Origin of the sequence: Pantoea sp. sgz302252 (assembly GCF_047713085.1) — a bacterium.
In the GTDB taxonomy this organism is placed as follows: Bacteria; Pseudomonadota; Gammaproteobacteria; order Enterobacterales; family Enterobacteriaceae; genus Scandinavium.
This window is the reverse complement of sequence record NZ_JBLFJW010000006.1, coordinates 38,608-57,529: the sequence shown is the minus strand read 5'-3', so window position 1 is coordinate 57,529 and position 18,922 is coordinate 38,608. Positions and strand designations below refer to the sequence as shown.

Annotated in this window: 22 protein-coding genes; 19 read left to right on the top strand and 3 right to left on the bottom strand. The window is 57.1% G+C overall.

Annotated elements, in window-relative coordinates; translation table 11 throughout:
- Positions 1-8 precede the first annotated feature (8 nt).
- The 15 genes from eutT (at position 9) to ACLW56_RS06350 (ending at position 13,778) form a co-directional block, all read left to right on the top strand.
- Positions 9-812 (top strand): ethanolamine utilization cob(I)yrinic acid a,c-diamide adenosyltransferase EutT, encoded by an 804-nt coding sequence (gene eutT / locus ACLW56_RS06420; RefSeq protein ID WP_330982966.1) that lies wholly within the window; start codon positions 9-11, stop codon positions 810-812.
- A complete protein-coding gene (gene pta / locus ACLW56_RS06415) occupies positions 809-1,825 on the top strand; it encodes a phosphate acetyltransferase (RefSeq protein WP_330982965.1) in 1,017 nt (338 codons plus the stop codon). The genes eutT and pta overlap by 4 nt, the downstream gene beginning before the upstream one ends.
- A 34-nt stretch (positions 1,826-1,859) precedes the next feature.
- Positions 1,860-2,153, top strand: a complete 294-nt coding sequence (gene eutM / locus ACLW56_RS06410) for an ethanolamine utilization microcompartment protein EutM (RefSeq protein ID WP_330982964.1) — start codon at positions 1,860-1,862, stop codon at positions 2,151-2,153.
- 114 nt (positions 2,154-2,267) lie between these two features.
- Positions 2,268-2,555, top strand: coding sequence for an ethanolamine utilization microcompartment protein EutN (eutN, locus tag ACLW56_RS06405; RefSeq protein ID WP_330982963.1), 288 nt, complete (start codon positions 2,268-2,270; stop codon positions 2,553-2,555).
- Between the two features lie 11 nt (positions 2,556-2,566).
- Positions 2,567-3,970: an aldehyde dehydrogenase family protein gene (locus ACLW56_RS06400; RefSeq protein ID WP_330982962.1), complete on the top strand. Its 1,404-nt coding sequence runs from the start codon at positions 2,567-2,569 to the stop codon at positions 3,968-3,970.
- 12 nt (positions 3,971-3,982) lie between these two features.
- Complete coding sequence (gene eutJ, locus ACLW56_RS06395) at positions 3,983-4,822, top strand: ethanolamine utilization protein EutJ (RefSeq protein WP_330982961.1); 840 nt, start codon at positions 3,983-3,985, stop codon at positions 4,820-4,822.
- Positions 4,812-5,999, top strand: a complete 1,188-nt coding sequence (gene eutG, locus ACLW56_RS06390; protein ID WP_330982960.1) for an ethanolamine utilization ethanol dehydrogenase EutG — start codon at positions 4,812-4,814, stop codon at positions 5,997-5,999. Before eutJ ends, eutG begins: the two co-directional genes overlap by 11 nt.
- A 119-nt stretch (positions 6,000-6,118) precedes the next feature.
- Positions 6,119-7,351 carry an ethanolamine utilization protein EutH gene (gene eutH, locus ACLW56_RS06385; protein ID WP_330982959.1) on the top strand — a complete coding sequence of 411 codons (1,233 nt, stop codon included), beginning with the start codon at positions 6,119-6,121 and terminating at the stop codon, positions 7,349-7,351.
- Positions 7,348-8,751, top strand: a complete 1,404-nt coding sequence (gene eutA, locus ACLW56_RS06380; protein ID WP_330982958.1) for an ethanolamine ammonia-lyase reactivating factor EutA — start codon at positions 7,348-7,350, stop codon at positions 8,749-8,751. Before eutH ends, eutA begins: the two co-directional genes overlap by 4 nt.
- An 11-nt stretch (positions 8,752-8,762) precedes the next feature.
- Complete coding sequence (gene eutB, locus ACLW56_RS06375) at positions 8,763-10,124, top strand: ethanolamine ammonia-lyase subunit alpha (protein ID WP_330982957.1); 1,362 nt, start codon at positions 8,763-8,765, stop codon at positions 10,122-10,124.
- Between the two features lie 20 nt (positions 10,125-10,144).
- Positions 10,145-11,041, top strand: a complete 897-nt coding sequence (eutC, locus tag ACLW56_RS06370; RefSeq protein ID WP_330982956.1) for an ethanolamine ammonia-lyase subunit EutC — start codon at positions 10,145-10,147, stop codon at positions 11,039-11,041.
- Between the two features lie 9 nt (positions 11,042-11,050).
- Positions 11,051-11,710 (top strand): ethanolamine utilization microcompartment protein EutL, encoded by a 660-nt coding sequence (gene eutL / locus ACLW56_RS06365; protein ID WP_330982955.1) that lies wholly within the window; start codon positions 11,051-11,053, stop codon positions 11,708-11,710.
- 11 nt (positions 11,711-11,721) lie between these two features.
- Complete coding sequence (eutK, locus tag ACLW56_RS06360; RefSeq protein ID WP_330982954.1) at positions 11,722-12,252, top strand: ethanolamine utilization microcompartment protein EutK; 531 nt, start codon at positions 11,722-11,724, stop codon at positions 12,250-12,252.
- Positions 12,253-12,299: 47 nt separating this feature from the next.
- Positions 12,300-13,346, top strand: coding sequence for an HTH-type transcriptional regulator EutR (eutR, locus tag ACLW56_RS06355; RefSeq protein WP_330982953.1), 1,047 nt, complete (start codon positions 12,300-12,302; stop codon positions 13,344-13,346).
- A gap of 60 nt (positions 13,347-13,406) precedes the next feature.
- The gene (locus ACLW56_RS06350) at positions 13,407-13,778 is read left to right on the top strand and encodes a hypothetical protein (protein ID WP_330982952.1); all 372 of its coding nucleotides are present in this window, start codon (positions 13,407-13,409) and stop codon (positions 13,776-13,778) included.
- A gap of 25 nt (positions 13,779-13,803) precedes the next feature.
- Here ACLW56_RS06350 and hemF read toward each other — a convergent pair whose 3' ends face one another.
- Positions 13,804-14,703, bottom strand: coding sequence for an oxygen-dependent coproporphyrinogen oxidase (hemF, locus tag ACLW56_RS06345; protein ID WP_330982951.1), 900 nt, complete (start codon positions 14,701-14,703; stop codon positions 13,804-13,806).
- A complete protein-coding gene (gene amiA / locus ACLW56_RS06340; RefSeq protein WP_330982950.1) occupies positions 14,703-15,572 on the bottom strand; it encodes an N-acetylmuramoyl-L-alanine amidase AmiA in 870 nt (289 codons plus the stop codon). The genes hemF and amiA overlap by 1 nt, the downstream gene beginning before the upstream one ends.
- 214 nt (positions 15,573-15,786) lie before the next feature.
- Here amiA and ACLW56_RS06335 point away from each other — a divergent pair, with 214 nt between their 5' ends.
- The 4 genes from ACLW56_RS06335 to ACLW56_RS06320 all read left to right on the top strand — a co-directional run bounded on the left by ACLW56_RS06335 (position 15,787) and on the right by ACLW56_RS06320 (position 18,280).
- Positions 15,787-16,212, top strand: a complete 426-nt coding sequence (locus ACLW56_RS06335; RefSeq protein ID WP_330982949.1) for a GNAT family acetyltransferase — start codon at positions 15,787-15,789, stop codon at positions 16,210-16,212.
- On the top strand, positions 16,199-16,648 hold the full coding sequence (locus ACLW56_RS06330) for a DUF2919 domain-containing protein (protein WP_330982948.1): 450 nt from the start codon (positions 16,199-16,201) through the stop codon (positions 16,646-16,648). Before ACLW56_RS06335 ends, ACLW56_RS06330 begins: the two co-directional genes overlap by 14 nt.
- A 61-nt stretch (positions 16,649-16,709) precedes the next feature.
- Positions 16,710-17,285, top strand: a complete 576-nt coding sequence (locus tag ACLW56_RS06325) for an RpoE-regulated lipoprotein (RefSeq protein WP_330982947.1) — start codon at positions 16,710-16,712, stop codon at positions 17,283-17,285.
- Between the two features lie 95 nt (positions 17,286-17,380).
- Positions 17,381-18,280 (top strand): Dyp-type peroxidase, encoded by a 900-nt coding sequence (locus tag ACLW56_RS06320; protein ID WP_330982946.1) that lies wholly within the window; start codon positions 17,381-17,383, stop codon positions 18,278-18,280.
- 88 nt (positions 18,281-18,368) lie between these two features.
- Here the strand turns inward: ACLW56_RS06320 and nudI are convergent, their stop codons facing one another.
- Positions 18,369-18,794, bottom strand: a complete 426-nt coding sequence (gene nudI, locus ACLW56_RS06315; protein WP_330982945.1) for a nucleoside triphosphatase NudI — start codon at positions 18,792-18,794, stop codon at positions 18,369-18,371.
- Between the last annotated feature and the right edge of the window lie 128 nt (positions 18,795-18,922).

The following is an 18,922-nucleotide window of genomic DNA, read 5'->3' as shown; positions in this document are numbered from 1 at the left end:
GCGGCTGTATGAAGGATTTCATTACCGAAGCATGGCTCAGAGCGAATCATACGCTCAGCGAAGGGGCTGAAATTCATCTCCCCGCTGACGCTCGCCTGACGCCGTCTGCCCGGGAATTACTGGAAAGCCGACATCTGCGCATTAAGTTTATCGACGAGCAGGGCAGCCTGTTTATTGATAACGAAGAACAGCAGCCGCAGCCGGTGCATGGGTTAACCAGCAGTGATACGTCTCCACAGGCCAGCTGCGAACTGTGTCATCAACCGGTGTTGAAGAAACCAGACACGCTGACGCATCTGACGGCGGACAAGATGGTCGCTAAAAGCGATCCGCGCCTGGGATTTCGCGCCGCGCTGGACAGCACCATCGCGTTGGCTGTGTGGTTGCAGATAGAGCTGGCGCAACCATGGCAGCCGTGGCTGGCGGATATCCGTTCGCGCCTGGGCAACATTATGCGCGCTGACGCGATGGACGAGCCGCTGGCAGCACAAGCTATCGTCGGCTTAAGTGACGAAGATTTACATCGGCTTTCGCATCAGCCGCTGCGCTATCTGGACCACGACCATCTGGTGCCTGAAGCCAGCCACGGACGTGATTGCGCGTGGCTTAATCTGCTGCGTACCAAAGTCCGTGAAACGGAGACGGTGGCGGCCCAGGTCTTCATCACCCGTAGTTTTGACGTTATGCGACCGGACATCCTGCAGGCGCTCAACCGCCTTTCCAGTACGGTCTACGTGATGATGATTTTAAGCGTTGCGAAGCCTCCGCTGACGGTTAGCCAAATTCAACAGCGACTGGGGGAGAAGCCATGATCATTGAACGTGCTCGTCAACTCGCCCAGCGCTCGCCCGCACGGGTGGTGTTCCCGGATGCGCTGGATGTACGGGTGCTGAAGGCGGCAAATTACCTGCACCAGCAGGGCCTGGCACATCCCATTCTCGTCGCCAGTCCGTTTACGCTGCGCCAGTTTGCCCTCAGCCACCGGGTGGCGATGGATGGCATTCAGGTTATCGATCCGCAAAGCAACCTGCCAATGCGTGAAGAATTTGCGCTGCGTTGGCGGGCCCGTGCGGGAGATAAAACGCCTGAGGATGCGCTGGAAAAACTCAACGATCCGCTGATGTTCGCCGCGGCAATGGTCAGCGCGGGCAAAGCTGACGTCTGTATTGCGGGCAATCTGTCGTCGACGGCAAATGTGCTGCGCGCCGGATTACGCATTATTGGGCTACAGCCGGGCTGTAAAACGCTGTCGTCAATTTTCCTGATGCTGCCGCAGTACCTCGGGCCGTCATTAGGGTTTGCGGATTGCAGCGTCGTGCCGCAGCCCACCGCCGCACAGCTGGCGGATATTGCGATTGCCAGCGCGCAGACATGGCAGGCGATCACAGGTGAAGCGCCGCGCGTGGCGATGCTGTCGTTTTCAAGCAATGGCAGCGCTCGCCATCCCAACGTCGCAAACGTGCAGCAGGCAACCGAGATTGTTCGTGAACGTGCCCCGCAGCTTAGTGTGGATGGCGAACTGCAATTTGATGCCGCCTTTGTTCCGGAGGTCGCCGCACTAAAAGCGCCCGCCAGTCCGTTAAAGGGCCATGCCAATGTGATGGTCTTCCCGTCGCTGGAGGCCGGCAATATTGGCTACAAAATCGCTCAGCGTCTGGGAGGGTATCGTGCAGTGGGTCCGTTGATTCAAGGGCTGGCTGCCCCGCTTCATGATCTTTCTCGCGGTTGTAGCGTACAGGAAATTATCGAGCTGGCGTTAGTGGCAGCCGTGCCGCGCCAGACTGATGTGAGTCGTGAAAACGCCTCGCAAACACTGGTTGTTTAGGTCCCGTTCTGGACCCTTTTATGAGGAAAACACAATGGAAGCATTAGGAATGATTGAAACCCGGGGCCTGGTTGCACTGATTGAGGCTTCTGACGCAATGGTTAAAGCGGCACGCGTGAAACTGGTTGGCGTGAAGCAGATTGGTGGCGGTCTGGTCACTGCGATGGTCCGTGGCGACGTAGCGGCATGCAAAGCCGCAACGGACGCAGGTGCTGCGGCAGCACAGCGTCTTGGCGAGCTGGTTTCTGTACACGTGATCCCGCGTCCGCATGGCGATCTGGAAGACGTGTTCCCGATCGGCTTTAAAGGCGACAGCAACGACATATAAGTCGTCGATGTGACGCCACAACCTTCATTGCTGGCGTCATCCTCTCTCCTTTTCACATGACCTTCTGCGGAAGGCAGGGGGAGGTTTTACCTGAAACAGGCCACGGAGGCGCGTATGAAACTGGCCATCGTCACAGGACAAATTGTTTGTACCGTACGTCATCAGGGGCTCGCACACGACAAGTTGCTGATGGTGGAAATGATTGATGAATGCGGAAATCCCGATGGGCAATGTGCTGTTGCTATCGACAGCATCGGGGCGGGAAACGGCGAGTGGGTGCTGTTGGTCAGCGGCAGCTCAGCCCGCCAGGCGCACCGTAACGAATCATCACCTGTCGATCTGTGCGTGATTGGCATTGTCGATGAAGTGGTGGCGGGTGGTCAGGTGATCTTCCATAAATAAGGCAGAAAATCATGAATCAACAGGATATTGAACAGGTTGTGAAAGCGGTGCTGCTGAAAATGAAAGACAGCAGCCAACCCGTCAGTGCCGTTCAAGAAATGGGCGTTTTTGCCTCCCTGGATGACGCAGTGGCGGCAGCAAAACTGGCTCAGCAGGCGCTGAAAAGCGTCGCCATGCGCCAACTGGCTATCGCGGCTGTGCGTGAGGCGGGCGTAAAGCACGCCAGAGAATTAGCGGAACTTGCCGTCACAGAAACCGGCATGGGACGAGTTGAAGATAAAGTTGCCAAAAACGTGGCGCAGGCGCGCGGCACGCCGGGGGTGGAATGCCTGTCTCCACAGGTCCTGACCGGCGATAACGGCCTGACACTGATTGAAAATGCGCCGTGGGGCGTGGTGGCCTCGGTGACGCCGTCCACCAACCCGGCCGCGACCGTCATTAACAACGCCATCAGCCTGATTGCCGCTGGCAACAGCGTGGTCTTCGCACCGCATCCGGCTGCTAAAAGTGTGTCTCAGCGCGCTATCACTCTGCTCAACCAGGCGGTGGTTGCTGCAGGTGGCCCGGCAAACCTGCTGGTGACCGTGGCCAATCCGGATATCGAGACCGCCCAGCGTCTGTTTAAGTACCCAGGCATCGGCTTGCTGGTAGTGACCGGCGGTGAAGCCGTAGTGGATGCCGCGCGTAAGCACACCAACAAACGTCTGATTGCCGCCGGGGCAGGTAATCCGCCGGTGGTGGTTGATGAAACGGCCGACCTGGCGCGCGCGGCGCAGTCGATCGTCAAAGGCGCTTCGTTTGACAACAACATCATCTGCGCCGACGAAAAAGTGCTGATCGTGGTCGATAGCGTCGCGGATGAACTGATGCGTCTGATGGAAAGCCAGCATGCGGTGAAGCTGACTGCGGCTCAGGCCGAACAGGTGCAACCGGTGCTGCTGAAAAATATCGATGAGCGCGGTAAAGGCACGGTCAATCGCGACTGGGTAGGCCGCGACGCAGGAAAAATCGCTGCGGCGATAGGGCTGAATGTGCCGGAGCAAACCCGGCTGTTATTCGTCGAAACCTCAGCGACGCATCCGTTTGCCGTCACCGAACTGATGATGCCGGTGCTACCAGTCGTACGGGTTGCCAACGTCGATGAAGCCATTGAACTGGCGGTCAGGCTTGAAGGCGGCTGCCACCATACGGCGGCGATGCATTCGCGCAATATCGACAACATGAACCGCATGGCAAATGCCATTGATACCAGCATTTTCGTCAAGAACGGACCGTGTATTGCCGGTCTGGGACTCGGCGGCGAAGGCTGGACCACGATGACCATAACCACGCCAACCGGGGAAGGAGTGACCAGCGCGCGTACGTTTGTGCGTCTGCGTCGCTGTGTGTTGGTGGACGCCTTCAGAATTGTATAAGGAGTCAAAGAGATGGCGCACGACGAACAACGTTGGCTGACACCCAGGCTGCTAAAAGCGGCCACGCTCTGTAACCAGACCCCTGCTACCAGCGATTCACCGCTGTGGCTGGGCGTTGATTTGGGAACCTGTGATGTGGTGTCGATGGTTGTCGACAGCGACGGACAGCCGGTTGCGGTTTGCCTGGACTGGGCCGATGTCGTGCGCGATGGCATCGTCTGGGATTTCTTCGGTGCGGTGACCCTCGTTCGCCGCCATCTCGATACGCTCGAACAACAGCTGGGTTGCCGCTTTACCCATGCGGCAACCTCGTTTCCACCGGGAACGGACCCGCGAATTTCGATCAACGTGCTGGAGACTGCCGGGCTTGAAGTGAGTCATGCGCTCGACGAACCGACCGCGGTGGCAGACCTGTTGCAGCTCGATAACGCTGGCGTGGTGGATATCGGTGGCGGTACCACCGGGATTGCGATTGTGAAGCGGGGCAAGGTGACCTATTCCGCCGATGAAGCGACCGGCGGGCATCACATTTCTCTGACGCTGGCCGGGAACCGTCGCATTCAACTGGAGGAAGCCGAGCAGTACAAGCGTAGCAACGGCAAAGAAATCTGGCCGGTGGTTAAGCCGGTCTACGAAAAGATGGCGGAAATCGTGGCTCACCATATTGCCGGACAGGGCGTCGCTGACTTGTGGCTGGCCGGTGGCTCCTGTATGCAGCCGGGCGTTGATGAACTGTTCCGTCATCGTTTCCCGGACCTGCAGGTGCATTTACCCCAGCACAGCCTGTTTATGACCCCGCTGGCGATTGCTAATAGCGGAAAAGAAAAAGCGGAAGGAATCTATGCAAGCTGAATTGCAGACCGCGCTCTTTCAGGCATTCGATACCCTGAATCTGCAACGCGTAAAAACGTTTAGCGTTCCCCCGGTGACGTTATGTGGACTGGGAGCGCTCAGTACCTGCGGACAGGAAGCACAAACGCGCGGACTGACGCATATGTTCGTCATGGTTGACAGCTTCCTGCATCAGGCGGGGATGACCGCCGCACTGGAGCGCAGCCTGGCGATGAAAGGCGTGGCGATGACGCTGTGGCCCTGTCCGGTGGGCGAACCGTGCATCACGGACGTCTGCGCGGCGGTCGCGCAATTGTGTGAAGCGAAGTGCGATGGCGTTGTGGCCTTCGGCGGCGGTTCGGTACTGGATGCCGCAAAGGCAGTGGCGCTGCTGGTGACCAACCCCACCCAGACGCTGGCTGACATGGACGAGCGCAGCGCGTTACGCCCGCGTCTGCCGCTGATTGCCGTACCGACTACTGCCGGAACCGGTTCAGAAACCACTAACGTCACGGTGATTATCGACGCCGCGACCGGACTCAAACAAGTGCTGGCCCATGCAACACTGATGCCGGATGTCGCGATCCTTGACGCCGCGCTGACGGAAGGTGTGCCTGCACACGTCACGGCGATGACCGGGATCGATGCGCTGACGCACGCCGTTGAAGCGTATAGCGCACTGAACGCGACGCCGTTTACCGACAGCCTGGCGATCGGCGCGATGGCGATGATCGGTCAATCGCTGCCGAAGGCCGTCGGCTACGGACAGGATCTGGCGGCGCGGGAAAGTATGCTGCTGGCTTCCTGTATGGCCGGGATGGCGTTTTCCAGTGCGGGACTGGGTTTGTGTCATGCGATGGCGCACCAGCCGGGTGCTGCGCTGCACATCCCGCACGGACAGGCTAACGCCATGCTGCTGCCCACGGTAATGGGGTTCAACCGCCTGGTGTGTCGTGAGCGCTTCAGCCATATCGGACGGGCGTTAACCAACAAAAAGTCGGACGACCGCGATGCCATCCATGCTGTCAGCGAGCTGATTAGCGAAGTGGGCCAGACCAAACGACTCTCTGACGTTGGGGCAAAACCCGAGCATTACAGCGCATGGGCTCAGGCCGCGCTGGAGGATATTTGTATACGCAGTAACCCACGCACCGCCACGCAGGCACAGATTATCGACCTGTACCTGGCTGCCGGGTAATGCCTGTAGGCCGGATAAGGTGCTCGCACCGCCATCCGGCAATAGCACGGCGTGAGTGCCGGAGGCGACGTAAACGTCTTATTCGGCCTACAAATCACAAATGACAGGGAGTAGGGGCTATGGGAATTAACGAAATCATCATGTACATCATGATGTTCTTTATGCTGATTGCCGCCGTGGACAGGATCCTGTCGCAGTTCGGCGGTTCGGCGCGCTTCCTCGGTAAGTTCGGTAAGAGCATTGAGGGGGCGGGCGGCCAGTTTGAAGAAGGTTTTATGGCGATGGGCGCGCTGGGCCTGGCGATGGTCGGTATGACCGCGCTGGCACCGGTACTGGCGCATGTGCTCGGGCCGGTGATTATTCCGCTGTACGAAATGCTGGGCGCGAACCCGTCGATGTTTGCCGGAACGCTGCTGGCGTGCGATATGGGCGGCTTCTTCCTGGCGAAAGAGCTGGCGGGCGGCGACGTTGCGGCGTGGCTGTATTCTGGCCTGATCCTCGGCGCGATGATGGGGCCGACGCTGGTCTTCTCCATTCCGGTTGCGCTGGGGATTATTGAACCGTCTGACCGTCGTTATCTGGCGCTGGGCGTGCTGGCCGGTATTGTCACCATTCCAGTTGGCTGCATTGCGGGGGGATTGGTCGCGATGTACTCCGGCGTCGAAATCAACGGGCAACCGGTGGAGTTCACCTTTGCGCTGATCCTGATGAACATGATCCCGGTGCTGATCGTGGCCGTGCTGGTGGCGCTGGGATTGAAATTCATCCCGGAAAAAATGATCAACGGTTTCCAGATCTTCGCGAAATGTCTGGTGGCGCTGATCACCCTCGGCCTGGCGGCAGCGGTTGTCAAATTCCTGCTCGGCTGGGAGCTGATTCCAGGTCTTGATCCTATCTTCATGGCACCGGGAGACAAGCCGGGTGAAGTGATGCGCGCCATCGAAGTGATCGGCTCTATCTCCTGTGTGCTGCTCGGTGCGTACCCCATGGTACTGCTGCTGACTCGCTGGTTTGAAAAACCGCTGATGAGCGTCGGTAACCTGTTAAAAGTCAATAACATTGCGGCTGCGGGCATGGTCGCGACGCTGGCAAACAACATCCCCATGTTCGGCATGATGAAGCATATGGATACCCGCGGCAAAGTGATCAACTGCGCCTTTGCGGTCTCCGCGGCCTTCGCACTGGGTGACCACTTAGGTTTCGCCGCTGCCAACATGAACGCGATGATCTTCCCGATGATTGTCGGCAAGCTGATTGGCGGCGTGACGGCGATTGGGGTGGCTATGCTGTTGGTACCGAAAGATGAAGATGTGCCAGCAGACGTAGAAACCAACCTGGAGACGCAATCGTGAATACTCGCCAGCTACTGAGCGTCGGTATCGATATCGGCACCACCACCACTCAGGTGATCTTCTCGCGCCTTGAACTGGTCAACCGTGCGGCAGTGTCGCAGGTGCCGCGCTACGAATTCATCAAACGCGAAATTAGCTGGCAAAGCCCGGTGTTCTTTACCCCCGTTGATAAGCAGGGCGGGTTGAAAGAGACCGAACTTAAGGCGCTGATCCTCGCCCAGTATCAGGCGGCGGGGATCAAACCTGAGGCCGTCGATTCCGGTGCCATCATCATTACCGGAGAAAGTGCCAAAACCCGCAATGCGCGACCGGCGGTGATGGCGCTCTCCCAGTCGCTGGGGGATTTTGTGGTTGCCAGCGCCGGTCCGCATCTGGAATCGGTGATTGCCGGTCACGGCGCGGGGGCTCAAACCCTCTCGGAGCAGAAGGTGTGCCGCGTACTGAATATCGACATCGGTGGCGGTACGTCGAACTACGTTCTGTTCGATGCCGGAAAGGTCAGCGGTTCGGCCTGCCTGAACGTTGGCGGACGGCTGCTTGAAACGGACGGTCAGGGGCGAGTGGCGCATGCGCATCCGCCGGGACAGAGGATTGTTGATGACGTATGGGGTCCGGGCACTGATGCCCGAACCCTCAATGCGGCGCAACTTGTTGAGGTGGCCCGACGGATGGCGGCGCTGATTGTGGAGGTGATTGACGGCACGCTGTCACCGCTGGCGCAGGCGCTGATGCAAACCGGTCTGCTGCCAACTGGCGTGAAGCCGGATGTGATTACGTTGTCCGGTGGGGTGGGCGAGTGCTACCGCAACCAACCTGCCGATCCTTTCTGTTTTTCCGATATCGGGCCGCTGTTAGCGACGGCGCTGCATGAACATCCGCGCCTGCGTGAGATGAACGTGCAGTTCCCGGCGCAAACCGTGCGCGCCACGGTGATTGGCGCTGGTGCGCATACGCTGTCGCTTTCGGGCAGCACTATCTGGTTAGAAGGCGTGGCGCTTCCGCTGCGCAATCTGCCGGTGGCGATCCCGGTTGATGAGGCTGATTTGGTCGCCGCCTGGCAGCAAGCGCTGATGCAACTCGATCTGGATCCGCAAACGGACGCTTACGTGCTGGCATTGCCCGGTTCGCTGCCGGTGCGCTATGCCGCGTTGTTAACCGTGATTGATGCGCTGCTGGCCTTTGTCGCGCGCTATCCGAATCCGCATCCCCTGCTGGTGGTCGCCGAGCAGGATTTTGGTAAAGCCCTGGGCATGCTGTTACGCCCGCATTTACAGCAACACCCGCTGGCGGTCATCGATGAGGTGGTTGTCCGGGCGGGGGACTATATCGACATAGGTACGCCTCTTTTTGGCGGATCGGTTGTGCCGGTTACGGTGAAATCACTCGCATTTCCTTCCTGAAGGAACGACTTATGAAACTAAAGACCACATTGTTCGGCAATGTTTATCAGTTTAAGGATGTTAAAGAGGTGCTGGCAAAAGCCAACGAACTGCGTTCGGGGGATGTGCTGGCAGGGGTTGCTGCAACCAGTTCGCAGGAGCGCGTGGCGGCCAAGCAGGTGCTGTCGGAAATGACGGTGGCGGATATCCGCAATAACCCGGTGATTGCCTATGAAGAGGACTGCGTGACGCGTCTGATTCAGGATGACGTCAACGAAACGGCCTATAACCGCATCAAAAACTGGAGCATCAGCGAACTGCGCGAGTACGTGCTGAGCGATGAAACCTCCGTTGATGATATTGCGTTTACGCGCAAAGGGTTAACGTCAGAAGTGGTCGCTGCGGTAGCAAAAATCTGCTCTAACGCGGACCTGATCTACGGCGGTAAGAAAATGCCGGTGATCAAAAAGGCCAACACCACCATCGGTCTGCCGGGCACCTTCAGCTGCCGTTTACAGCCGAACGACACCCGTGATGACGTGCAGAGTATTGCCGCACAAATCTACGAAGGGCTGTCCTTTGGGGCGGGCGATGCGGTGATCGGCGTTAACCCGGTAACGGATGACGTGGACAACTTAAGCCGCGTCCTCGATACCGTGTATGGCGTCATCGACAAATTCAACATCCCGACCCAGGGCTGCGTGCTGGCACACGTGACCACCCAGATCGAAGCGATTCGTCGCGGCGCGCCGGGCGGACTGATTTTCCAGAGTATCTGCGGTAGCGAGAAAGGCTTAAAAGAGTTCGGCGTTGAGCTGGCTATGCTGGATGAAGCACGCGCAGTGGGCGCTGAGTTCAACCGCATCGCCGGGGAAAACTGCCTGTACTTCGAAACCGGGCAGGGGTCTGCGCTCTCGGCAGGTGCGAACTTCGGTGCCGATCAGGTGACGATGGAAGCACGTAACTATGGGCTGGCGCGGCACTACGATCCGTTCCTGGTGAACACCGTGGTGGGCTTTATCGGGCCGGAGTATCTCTACAACGACCGTCAGATTATTCGCGCGGGTCTGGAAGATCACTTTATGGGTAAGCTGAGCGGTATTTCAATGGGCTGCGACTGCTGCTACACCAACCATGCTGATGCTGACCAGAACCTCAACGAAAACCTGATGATTCTGCTCGCCACCGCTGGCTGCAACTACATCATGGGCATGCCGCTCGGTGACGACATCATGCTCAACTATCAGACCACCGCGTTTCACGATACCGCCACCGTCCGTCAGTTGCTGAATTTACGGCCGTCGCCGGAGTTTGAACGCTGGCTGGAAACCATGGGCATTATGGCAAACGGTCGCCTGACCAAACGGGCGGGCGATCCGTCACTGTTCTTTTGATGACGCGGGGATGACACATCATGGATCAAAAGCAGATTGAAGACATTGTACGTAGCGTGATGGCATCGATGGGGGAGCCGCAGCCGCAGGCTCAGACGCCGTCAGAACAAGCAAAATCCAGCACCACTCAAAGCGCCGCGCCGACGGATGAAAGCTGTGCGATGGACTTAGGCTCAGCAGAAGCCAAAGCATGGATTGGCGTTGAGGATCCGCACCGTCCAGAGGTCTTGACCGAGTTGCGTCGCAGCACCGCCGCGCGTGTCTGTACTGGCCGTGCCGGTCCACGTCCGCGCACCCAGGCGCTCCTGCGTTTCCTGGCGGACCACTCGCGTTCGAAAGATACCGTGTTGAAAGAAGTGCCGGAAGAGTGGGTAAAAGCCCAGGGGCTGCTGGAAGTGCGCTCGGAAATCAGTAACAAAAACTTGTATCTGACACGTCCGGATCTGGGGCGTCGTCTGAGTGCGGAAGCCATTGAAGCGCTGAAATCACAGTGTGTAATGAACCCGGATGTGCAGGTGATTATCTCTGATGGCCTGTCGACTGACGCTATCACCGCCAACTACGAAGAGATCCTGCCGCCGCTGTTGTCGGGCTTAAAACAGGCCGGACTGAAGGTCGGGACGCCGTTCTTTGTTCGCTATGGTCGCGTGAAAATCGAAGATCAGATTGGCGAATTGCTGGGCGCGAAAGCGGTGATCCTGCTGGTTGGGGAACGTCCGGGCCTTGGCCAGTCTGAAAGCCTTTCCTGCTACGCCATCTATTCACCACGTGTGGCGACGACCGTTGAAGCTGACCGTACCTGTATCTCGAACATTCACCAGGGCGGGACGCCACCGGTTGAAGCGGCGGCGGTGATTGTGGATTTGGCCAGGCGCATGCTGGAGCAAAAAGCATCCGGCATCAATATGACCCGTTAAGGAGGCATCATGCCAGCATTAGATTTGATCAGACCTTCCGTCACCGCCATGCGCGTGATTGCCTCGGTAAATGACGGTTTTGCCCGTGAACTTAAACTACCGCCACAGATACGCAGCCTCGGACTCATCACAGTCGATTCTGATGACGTGGCGTACATTGCCGCAGACGAAGCGACAAAACAGGCCATGGTCGAGGTGGTTTATGGCCGCTCGCTGTATGCCGGTGCGGCGCACAGTCCCTCTCCAACCTCCGGCGAAGTCCTGATTATGCTCGGAGGGCCAAACCCGGCCGAAGTTCGCGCAGGTCTGGACGCGATGGTAGCCCATATTGAAAGCGGTGCGGCGTTCCAGTGGGCGAATGATGCCGAGGATACCGCTTTCCTGGCGCATGTCGTTTCGCGTACCGGGTCCTATCTCTCGGCTAGCGCAGGATGCCGACCTGGCGATCCGATGGCGTATCTGGTGGCACCGCCACTGGAAGCGACAGTGGGCATTGATGCAGCACTGAAATCTGCCGATGTTCAACTGGTCACCTATGTCCCGCCGCCGTCAGAAACCAACTATTCAGCTGCGTTTTTGACCGGGAGCCAGGCCGCGTGTAAAGCCGCATGTAACGCCTTTGCCGACGCCGTTCTGGAGATTGCCCGTCATCCAGTCCAGCGCGCGTAAGAGAGGTTGTGATGATCAATGCACTGGGATTACTGGAAGTGGATGGCATGGTGGCTGCCGTGGATGCGGCGGATGCCATGCTGAAAGCCGCGAACGTGCGTCTGCTCAGCCACGAAGTGCTCGATCCTGGCCGGTTAACGCTGGTGGTGGAAGGCGATCTGGCGGCGTGCCGCGCAGCGCTTGATGCTGGCAGCGCCGCCGCAGCGCGTACAGGCCGTGTTATCAGCCGTAAGGAAATAGGCCGGCCGGACGAGGACACCCAGTGGCTGATCGGCGGTTTTAAGCGCCAGCCGAAGAAACCAGAACAGAAGCCAGACGTGAAAGCAGACGCTAAAGCAGAGAAGACGCAGGATGTCCCGTTGACGCCTGAATCCTCCGGGCAACTTCTGACGCTGTTGGCATCGGTCCGTCAAGGAATGACGGCAGGGGAAGTGGCTGCCCACGTTGGCTGGTCACTTGATGAAGCCAGAAAGGCGCTGGAACAGCTCTTTTCTGACGGAGTGTTGCGTAAACGCAGTAGTCGCTACCGCTTAAAAAATTAATCAGTCGGAGGGCCGGGGCTTCGTTGAAGCTTCCGGCTTAAAAGATCATGAAAAAGAACCGTACTGCCGACCTGCACCATCTTTATCATGAAGCATTACCCGAAAACGTTAAACTTACGCCGAAAGTGGAGGTGGACAACGTTCACCAGCGGCGAACAACGGATGTGTATGAGCATGCGCTGACGATTACCGCATGGCAGCAGATCTACGACCAGCTGCATCCGGGAAAATTTCATGGCGAGTTCACGGAAATCCTGCTCGACGATATTCAGGTGTTCCGTGAATACACCGGACTGGCGCTGCGTCAGTCGTGTCTGGTCTGGCCGAACTCCTTCTGGTTTGGTATTCCGGCCACGCGCGGCGAACAGGGATTTATTGGCACCCAGTGTCTGGGTAACGCTGAAATTGCCACCCGCCCGGGCGGGACGGAGTTTGAACTGAGTACGCCGGATGATTACACCATTCTGGGGGTCGTTATTTCAGAAGAGGCCATTGCCCGTCAGGCCAATTTCCTGCATAACCCGGACAAGGTGCTGCATATGCTGCGTAACCAGTCGGCGCTGGAAGTGAAAGAACAGCATAAAGCCGCGCTATGGGGCTTTGTGCAGCAGGCGCTGGCGACCTTTAGCGAGAACCCGGAACACCTCCATCAACCCGCGGTACGCAAAGTGCTGGGCGATAATCTGCTGGTGGCGATGGGCACCATGCTGGAAGAAGCGCAGCCGATGATCACGGCCGAGAGCATCAGTCATCAGAGCTATCGCCGCTTGCTGTCGCGAGCGCACGAATATGTGCTGGAAAATATGTCTGAGCCGCTGACCGTACTCGACCTGTGTAATCAGCTGTACGTCAGCCGCCGGACGTTGCAGAACGCCTTTCATACGATACTTGGTATTGGTCCGAATGCCTGGTTAAAACGTATTCGTCTGAACGCCGTGCGTCGCGAGCTGATAAGCCCGTGGTCGCAAAACCCGACGGTCAAAGAGGCTGCCATGCAGTGGGGATTCTGGCATTTAGGGCAGTTTGCCACCGACTACCAGCAATTGTTTGCGGAGAAACCGTCGTTAACGCTGCATCAGCGTATGCGCCAGTGAGCGTAATGGAATTATTGTGCCGGATGCGACGCTAACGCGTCATATCCGGCCTATGGGGCGATGTCTGTGTTGTCGGGTGGCGCTTACGCTTACCCGACCTACGGGGCGGTGTCTGTGTTGTCGGGTGGCGCTTACGCTTACCCGACCTACGGGGCGATGTCTGTGTTGTCGGGTGGCGCTTATGCTTACCCGACCTACGGGGCGATGTCTGTGTTGTCGGGCGGCGCTTACGCTTACCCGACCTACGGGGCTGTGTCTGTGTTGTCGGGTGGCGCTTACGCTTACCCGACCTACGGGGCGGTGTCTGTGTTGTCGGGTGGCGCTTATGCTTACCCGGCCAACGGGGCGGTGTCTGTGTTGTCGGGTGGCGCTTACGCTTACCCGACTTACGGGTCTTGTAGGCCGGGCAAACGCAGTACCGCCCGGCAATAAACACAGCTCCGTGGCCGGAGGGACTTTACACCCATTCCCGGACTTGGATAAACTCACTCAAGGCAGCCTCCGGGCTGCCTTCTTCTGGCTGGAAATTGTATTCCCAGCGCACCAGTGGCGGCATCGACATTAAAATCGACTCCGTGCGCCCGCCGGTTTGCAGGCCAAACAGCGTGCCGCGATCCCACACCAGATTGAATTCCACATAGCGTCCGCGACGATAGAGCTGGAAATCTCTCTCGCGCTCGCCATACGGCATCTCTTTACGGCGCTCAACAATCGGCAGATAAGCCTCTGTATAGCCCTGGCCCACTGCCTGCATAAAGGCGAAGCAGTGGTCGAAATCTGGCGTATTCAGGTCGTCAAAGAACAGGCCGCCGATGCCGCGCTGCTCGTTGCGATGTTTGAGGAAGAAGTAGTCGTCACACCATTTTTTGTAGCGCGGATAGACGTCTTCACCAAACGGCTGGCAGAGATCTCGCGCCACGGTATGCCAGTGCACGGCGTCTTCCTTAAAACCGTAATACGGCGTGAGGTCAAAGCCGCCGCCAAACCACCACACCGGATCGGCACCGGGTTTCTCCGCGATGAAGAAACGCACGTTGGCGTGGCTGGTGGGAACGTACGGATTGCGTGGATGCACAACCAGCGAAACGCCCATCGCCTCAAAGCTGCGACCGGCCAGTTCCGGGCGATGCGCTGTTGCGGAGGCTGGCATGGCATCCCCATGCACATGGGAAAAGTTAACGCCAGCTTGTTCGAACACGTTGCCTTCGCGTAACACACGGCTACGTCCGCCGCCGCCTGCTTCGCGCTGCCAGTTATCTTCGACAAAGCTGTGACCGTCTACGGCTTCAAGCTGCTGGCAAATCGCGTCCTGAAGGGAAAGTAAAAAGGCTTTTACCTGCTCGACATCGGGTTTCATTAACGTCTCTTCACATGCGCTTTCTGATTATCGAACCAGTTGAAATAGCTCACGATACCGGAAGCAATCGCGTTAGCAATCTTCTGGCGGAAGGCCGGCGTACCCAACAACTTTTCTTCACCAGGGTTAGTGATAAACGAGGTTTCCACCAACACCGAAGGAACAGACGGAGACTTCAGCACCACGAAAGCGGCCTGTTCCGTGCTGCGGCTGTGCAGTTTATGCACCGGCTTTATCTGCTTAAGGATATGCGATCCCAGCGTCAGGCTGTTTTTAATGGTGTCGGTTTGCACCAGATCAAACAGCACTTGCTGGAGTAAGTGATCTTTATCCAGCGCTTTTTTCCCGGCCAGTTCATCGGCGGCGTTCTCTTTGTCGGAGAGATATTTCGCCATGGCGCTACTGGCACCACGGTTCGATAAAGCAAAGACAGAAGCCCCGGCGGCACTTGGGTTCGTGAAGCCATCGGCGTGGATGGACATAAACAAGTCTGCGCCATGCTTGTGGGCGATTTCAACGCGATCGTAAAGTGGGATGAACGTATCGCCGCTGCGAGTCAGACGGGCATCAATGCCGTGCCCGCGTAAAATCGAACGCACGTTTTTGGCAATCGCCAGCACCACGTGTTTCTCTTTTGACCCGTTGTGACCAATCGCGCCGGTATCAATACCGCCGTGGCCTGGATCAAGCATTACGATACGCTTTGCTCCGGCTTTTTTGGCAGCAGGCTTACTGTGACCGTTGCTGGTTTTCAGCGTTTCTTCTTTAGCGATGGCTTTGGACATGCCTGACAAGGTCAGTGCGGCCAGCCCGGCTTTCAACACCTGACGGCGTGAAGCCAGTGTTTTTAAAGGTTTAAAAGTGCTCATGCGGCCTGAGTGGTAAAAAATAATGAGTCTATGTGTTATATCGTATCGTCTTTTCCGTTACGACAGCCCGTATTGAGAATTGTTTTACTTTTCATTTCAATACGTGACAAACGCTTATTATGCCATTTTTTTGACCTCGATTGGCCAGATCTTGGATAATTCAGATGATCACGCCATAATCACTGTTTACTCGTTCAAAAAGATGGGCAATACCATGGAGATACGCGTTTTTCGCCAGTCCGATTTCGAAGAGGTTATTACGCTCTGGGAGCGTTGTGACCTGCTACGCCCGTGGAACGATCCTGAAATGGATATTGAGCGAAAACTTAACCATGATGTGAGCCTGTTTCTGGTGGCGGAGGTCAACGGGGAAGTGGTCGGTTCGGTGATGGGCGGCTATGACGGCCATCGCGGCTCTGCTTATTATCTCGGCGTGCATCCTGAATACCGCGGTCGCGGCATTGCTAACGCGCTGCTCAATCGCCTCGAAAAGAAGCTGATTGCCCGCGGTTGCCCGAAACTGCAAATTATGGTGCGCGAAGACAACGACATGGTGCAAGGCATGTACGAACGCCTGGGCTACGAGCATGCTGATGTGGTGGTGCTCGGCAAGCGCCTGATTGAAGATGAAGAATATTGATTTTCCTCTGTCGGCCTATGATGCTCACGGTCGGCTGAAGCTTCCCTTTCTGTTCTGGTGCATCCTGCTGCTACAGGCGCGAACCTGGGTGCTGTTCGTGATGGCCGCCGCCTCGCGTCAACAGGGCGATACGCTGCTCAATTTGTTTTATCCCGATCACGATAACTTCTGGCTGGGTTTGCTGCCGGGCGTCCCTGCGGTGGTGGCTTTTTTAGTCAGTGGCCGCCGTTTCCAGCTTCCTCGTTTTTGGGCGCTGATGCGCTGGATGCTGATCCTCGCACAAACGGCACTGCTGTTCTGGCAGCCTGTTTTGTGGCTTCAGGGTGAGCCTCTCTCCGGAACGGGTCTGGCGCTGGTTATTCTTGATGGTTTCGCCCTCTGGTGGCTGCTTGCCAACCGCCGTTTACGCGCCTGTTTTTCCCCACATGAGGATTAATGGCACTTTTCTGCCATTCTGCACTCCAACAGGCGTTGCTTTGACATAGAAAGGACCTGGAATGAAATCAATGCGTTTATTGCTCTGTGCGCTTCCTCTGGCGTTGACCGGTTGTTCTACGCTCAGTTCTGTACACTGGTCAGCCGCCTATCCATGGAACTGGTTTGGTTCCTCAACAGAAGTCACCGAGCAGGGCGTGGGCAAGCTCACCGCCAGCACGCCGCTGGATGAAGAAGCCATCAATGATGCGCTGAATGGCGACTATCGCCTGCGCAGCGGGATGAAAACCGACAACGGCAGCATCGTGAAGTATTTTGAAGCGCTGAAAGACGACAAGGTGGCGCTGATCGTGAATGGCGATGCTGGAACCATTAGCCGTATCGATGTGATGGACAGCGACATCGCGGTTTCGGGCGGCGCGAAAGTCGGCACCCCGTTCAGTGACCTGTACAGCAAAGCGTATGAACATTGCCAGAAAGGCAGCGGGGATGATGCGGCTGGCGTCGAGTGTAAGGCCAAAGACAGTCAGCATATCAGCTACTTATTCAGCGGGAGCTGGAGTGGCCCGCAGGATCTGATGCCGCCTGACGACTCCCTGAAAAACTGGAAAGTCAGCAAGATAATCTGGCGCCGTTAATTTGCGTCTGAGCAAGCCGCTGTAATGAAAAAGCGGGTACAATAGCCGCCATCAATGCCACGACGTCGTGGCATCTTTATTTTCCAGGAGGAGCGATGTCTCAGGTTCAGAGCGGCATTTTGCCGGAACATTGCCGTGCGGCGATTTGGATTGAAGCCAATGTTAAAGGGGATGTGAATGCCCTGCGCGAGTGCAGCAAAATCTTCGCGGACAAACTGGTTTCTTTCGAAGCAACATTCCCCGACGCGCATTTGGGCGCGGTGGTGGCTTTTGGTCATGACACCTGGCGCAGCCTGAGCGGCGGCGTCGGGGCTGAAGAGCTGAAGGATTTTGTCCCTTATGGCAAAGGCCTCGCACCAGCGACGCAATACGATGTATTGATTCACATTCTTTCCCTTCGCCATGATGTGAACTTCTCGGTCGCTCAGGCTGCAATGGCAGCGTTTGGTGATGCCATTGAAGTGAAAGAAGAAATTCACGGTTTCCGTTGGGTGGAAGAGCGTGACCTCAGCGGTTTTGTGGATGGCACTGAAAACCCGGCGGGTGAAGAAACGCGCCGCGAGGTTGCGGTAATTGCTGATGGCGTGGATGCGGGCGGCAGCTACGTGTTCGTGCAGCGTTGGGAACACAATCTGAAGCAGCTCAACCGCATGAGCGTGCACGATCAGGAAATGATGATTGGCCGCACCAAAGAAGCCAACGAAGAGATTGACGGCGACGACCGGCCTGAAACTTCGCATCTGACCCGTGTTGATCTGAAAGAGAACGGCAAAGGGCTGAAGATTGTGCGTCAGAGCCTGCCGTACGGCACCGCCAGCGGCACTCATGGCCTGTACTTCTGCGCTTACTGCGCGCGTTTGTACAACATTGAGCAGCAATTGCTGAGCATGTTTGGTGATACCGACGGTAAGCGAGACGCCATGCTGCGCTTTACCAAACCGGTGACCGGCGGCTACTACTTCGCGCCTTCACTGGATAAGTTAATGGCGCTTTAAACTTTGTGGTGCCGGGCGGCGCTGCGCTTGCTCCGGCCTACAAAACCGTAGGCCCGGTAAGGCAACGCCGCCACCGGGCAATGCCTGATTACAACAACCCTTTATCCACAAACGTCTGGCGTGTCGCCACGTTCAAATCATACTCGCCCAGTTTCTCCGGGCTGACCCACGCCACTGCCTGAAACTCTTCGTTAAAGGTCACCTCGCGGTTCGCGCTGATGCAGTCAAACATCAGGTAGATCATGTAGATTTCTTCTTTGCTGCCGTCGGCATAGGTTTTGATGCGGGTGTCATCGCGGAAATGCCAGGGGGTAATGCGGGTTATTTCAAGCTTGTCACCGAGCTCTTCACCGATTTCGCGCAGCAGCGCCTGTTCCAGGGTTTCGCCGGGCTCCATGCCTCCCCCGGAAAGCGCCCATTGACCGGGGAAGACTCCCCGATCGTCAGCCATTTTGCACAGCAGGTACTCGCCGTTGTTCTGAATGATGGGGCAGACAATCGTCCTTTGGCGCATTTTAACGTTCCTCATTAGGGTTTTGCTTACTGTAACAAATCGGTCGCGGGAAGAATCACGCCGATGCCTTATTCTCTTTTCAACTTCCAAATCACCAAACGGTATATAAAACCGTTACAGCTTTCATC

Excerpts from the sequence above, each read along its gene's own strand:
- eutL (WP_330982955.1), top strand. The coding sequence starts at position 11,051 with ATGCCAGCATTAGATTTGATCAGACCTTCCGTCACCGCCATGCGCGTG.
- eutJ (WP_330982961.1), top strand. The coding sequence starts at position 3,983 with ATGGCGCACGACGAACAACGTTGGCTGACACCCAGGCTGCTAAAAGCG.
- eutH (WP_330982959.1), top strand. The coding sequence starts at position 6,119 with ATGGGAATTAACGAAATCATCATGTACATCATGATGTTCTTTATGCTG.
- ACLW56_RS06335 (WP_330982949.1), top strand. The coding sequence starts at position 15,787 with ATGGAGATACGCGTTTTTCGCCAGTCCGATTTCGAAGAGGTTATTACG.
- eutT (WP_330982966.1), top strand. The coding sequence starts at position 9 with ATGAAGGATTTCATTACCGAAGCATGGCTCAGAGCGAATCATACGCTC.
- eutG (WP_330982960.1), top strand. The coding sequence starts at position 4,812 with ATGCAAGCTGAATTGCAGACCGCGCTCTTTCAGGCATTCGATACCCTG.
- ACLW56_RS06330 (WP_330982948.1), top strand. The coding sequence starts at position 16,199 with ATGAAGAATATTGATTTTCCTCTGTCGGCCTATGATGCTCACGGTCGG.
- eutN (WP_330982963.1), top strand. The coding sequence starts at position 2,268 with ATGAAACTGGCCATCGTCACAGGACAAATTGTTTGTACCGTACGTCAT.
- nudI (WP_330982945.1), bottom strand. The coding sequence starts at position 18,794 with ATGCGCCAAAGGACGATTGTCTGCCCCATCATTCAGAACAACGGCGAG.
- eutC (WP_330982956.1), top strand. The coding sequence starts at position 10,145 with ATGGATCAAAAGCAGATTGAAGACATTGTACGTAGCGTGATGGCATCG.
- eutM (WP_330982964.1), top strand. The coding sequence starts at position 1,860 with ATGGAAGCATTAGGAATGATTGAAACCCGGGGCCTGGTTGCACTGATT.
- hemF (WP_330982951.1), bottom strand. The coding sequence starts at position 14,703 with ATGAAACCCGATGTCGAGCAGGTAAAAGCCTTTTTACTTTCCCTTCAG.
- ACLW56_RS06400 (WP_330982962.1), top strand. The coding sequence starts at position 2,567 with ATGAATCAACAGGATATTGAACAGGTTGTGAAAGCGGTGCTGCTGAAA.
- eutK (WP_330982954.1), top strand. The coding sequence starts at position 11,722 with ATGATCAATGCACTGGGATTACTGGAAGTGGATGGCATGGTGGCTGCC.
- ACLW56_RS06320 (WP_330982946.1), top strand. The coding sequence starts at position 17,381 with ATGTCTCAGGTTCAGAGCGGCATTTTGCCGGAACATTGCCGTGCGGCG.
- amiA (WP_330982950.1), bottom strand. The coding sequence starts at position 15,572 with ATGAGCACTTTTAAACCTTTAAAAACACTGGCTTCACGCCGTCAGGTG.
- ACLW56_RS06325 (WP_330982947.1), top strand. The coding sequence starts at position 16,710 with ATGAAATCAATGCGTTTATTGCTCTGTGCGCTTCCTCTGGCGTTGACC.
- eutR (WP_330982953.1), top strand. The coding sequence starts at position 12,300 with ATGAAAAAGAACCGTACTGCCGACCTGCACCATCTTTATCATGAAGCA.
- eutB (WP_330982957.1), top strand. The coding sequence starts at position 8,763 with ATGAAACTAAAGACCACATTGTTCGGCAATGTTTATCAGTTTAAGGAT.
- ACLW56_RS06350 (WP_330982952.1), top strand. The coding sequence starts at position 13,407 with ATGTCTGTGTTGTCGGGTGGCGCTTACGCTTACCCGACCTACGGGGCG.
- pta (WP_330982965.1), top strand. The coding sequence starts at position 809 with ATGATCATTGAACGTGCTCGTCAACTCGCCCAGCGCTCGCCCGCACGG.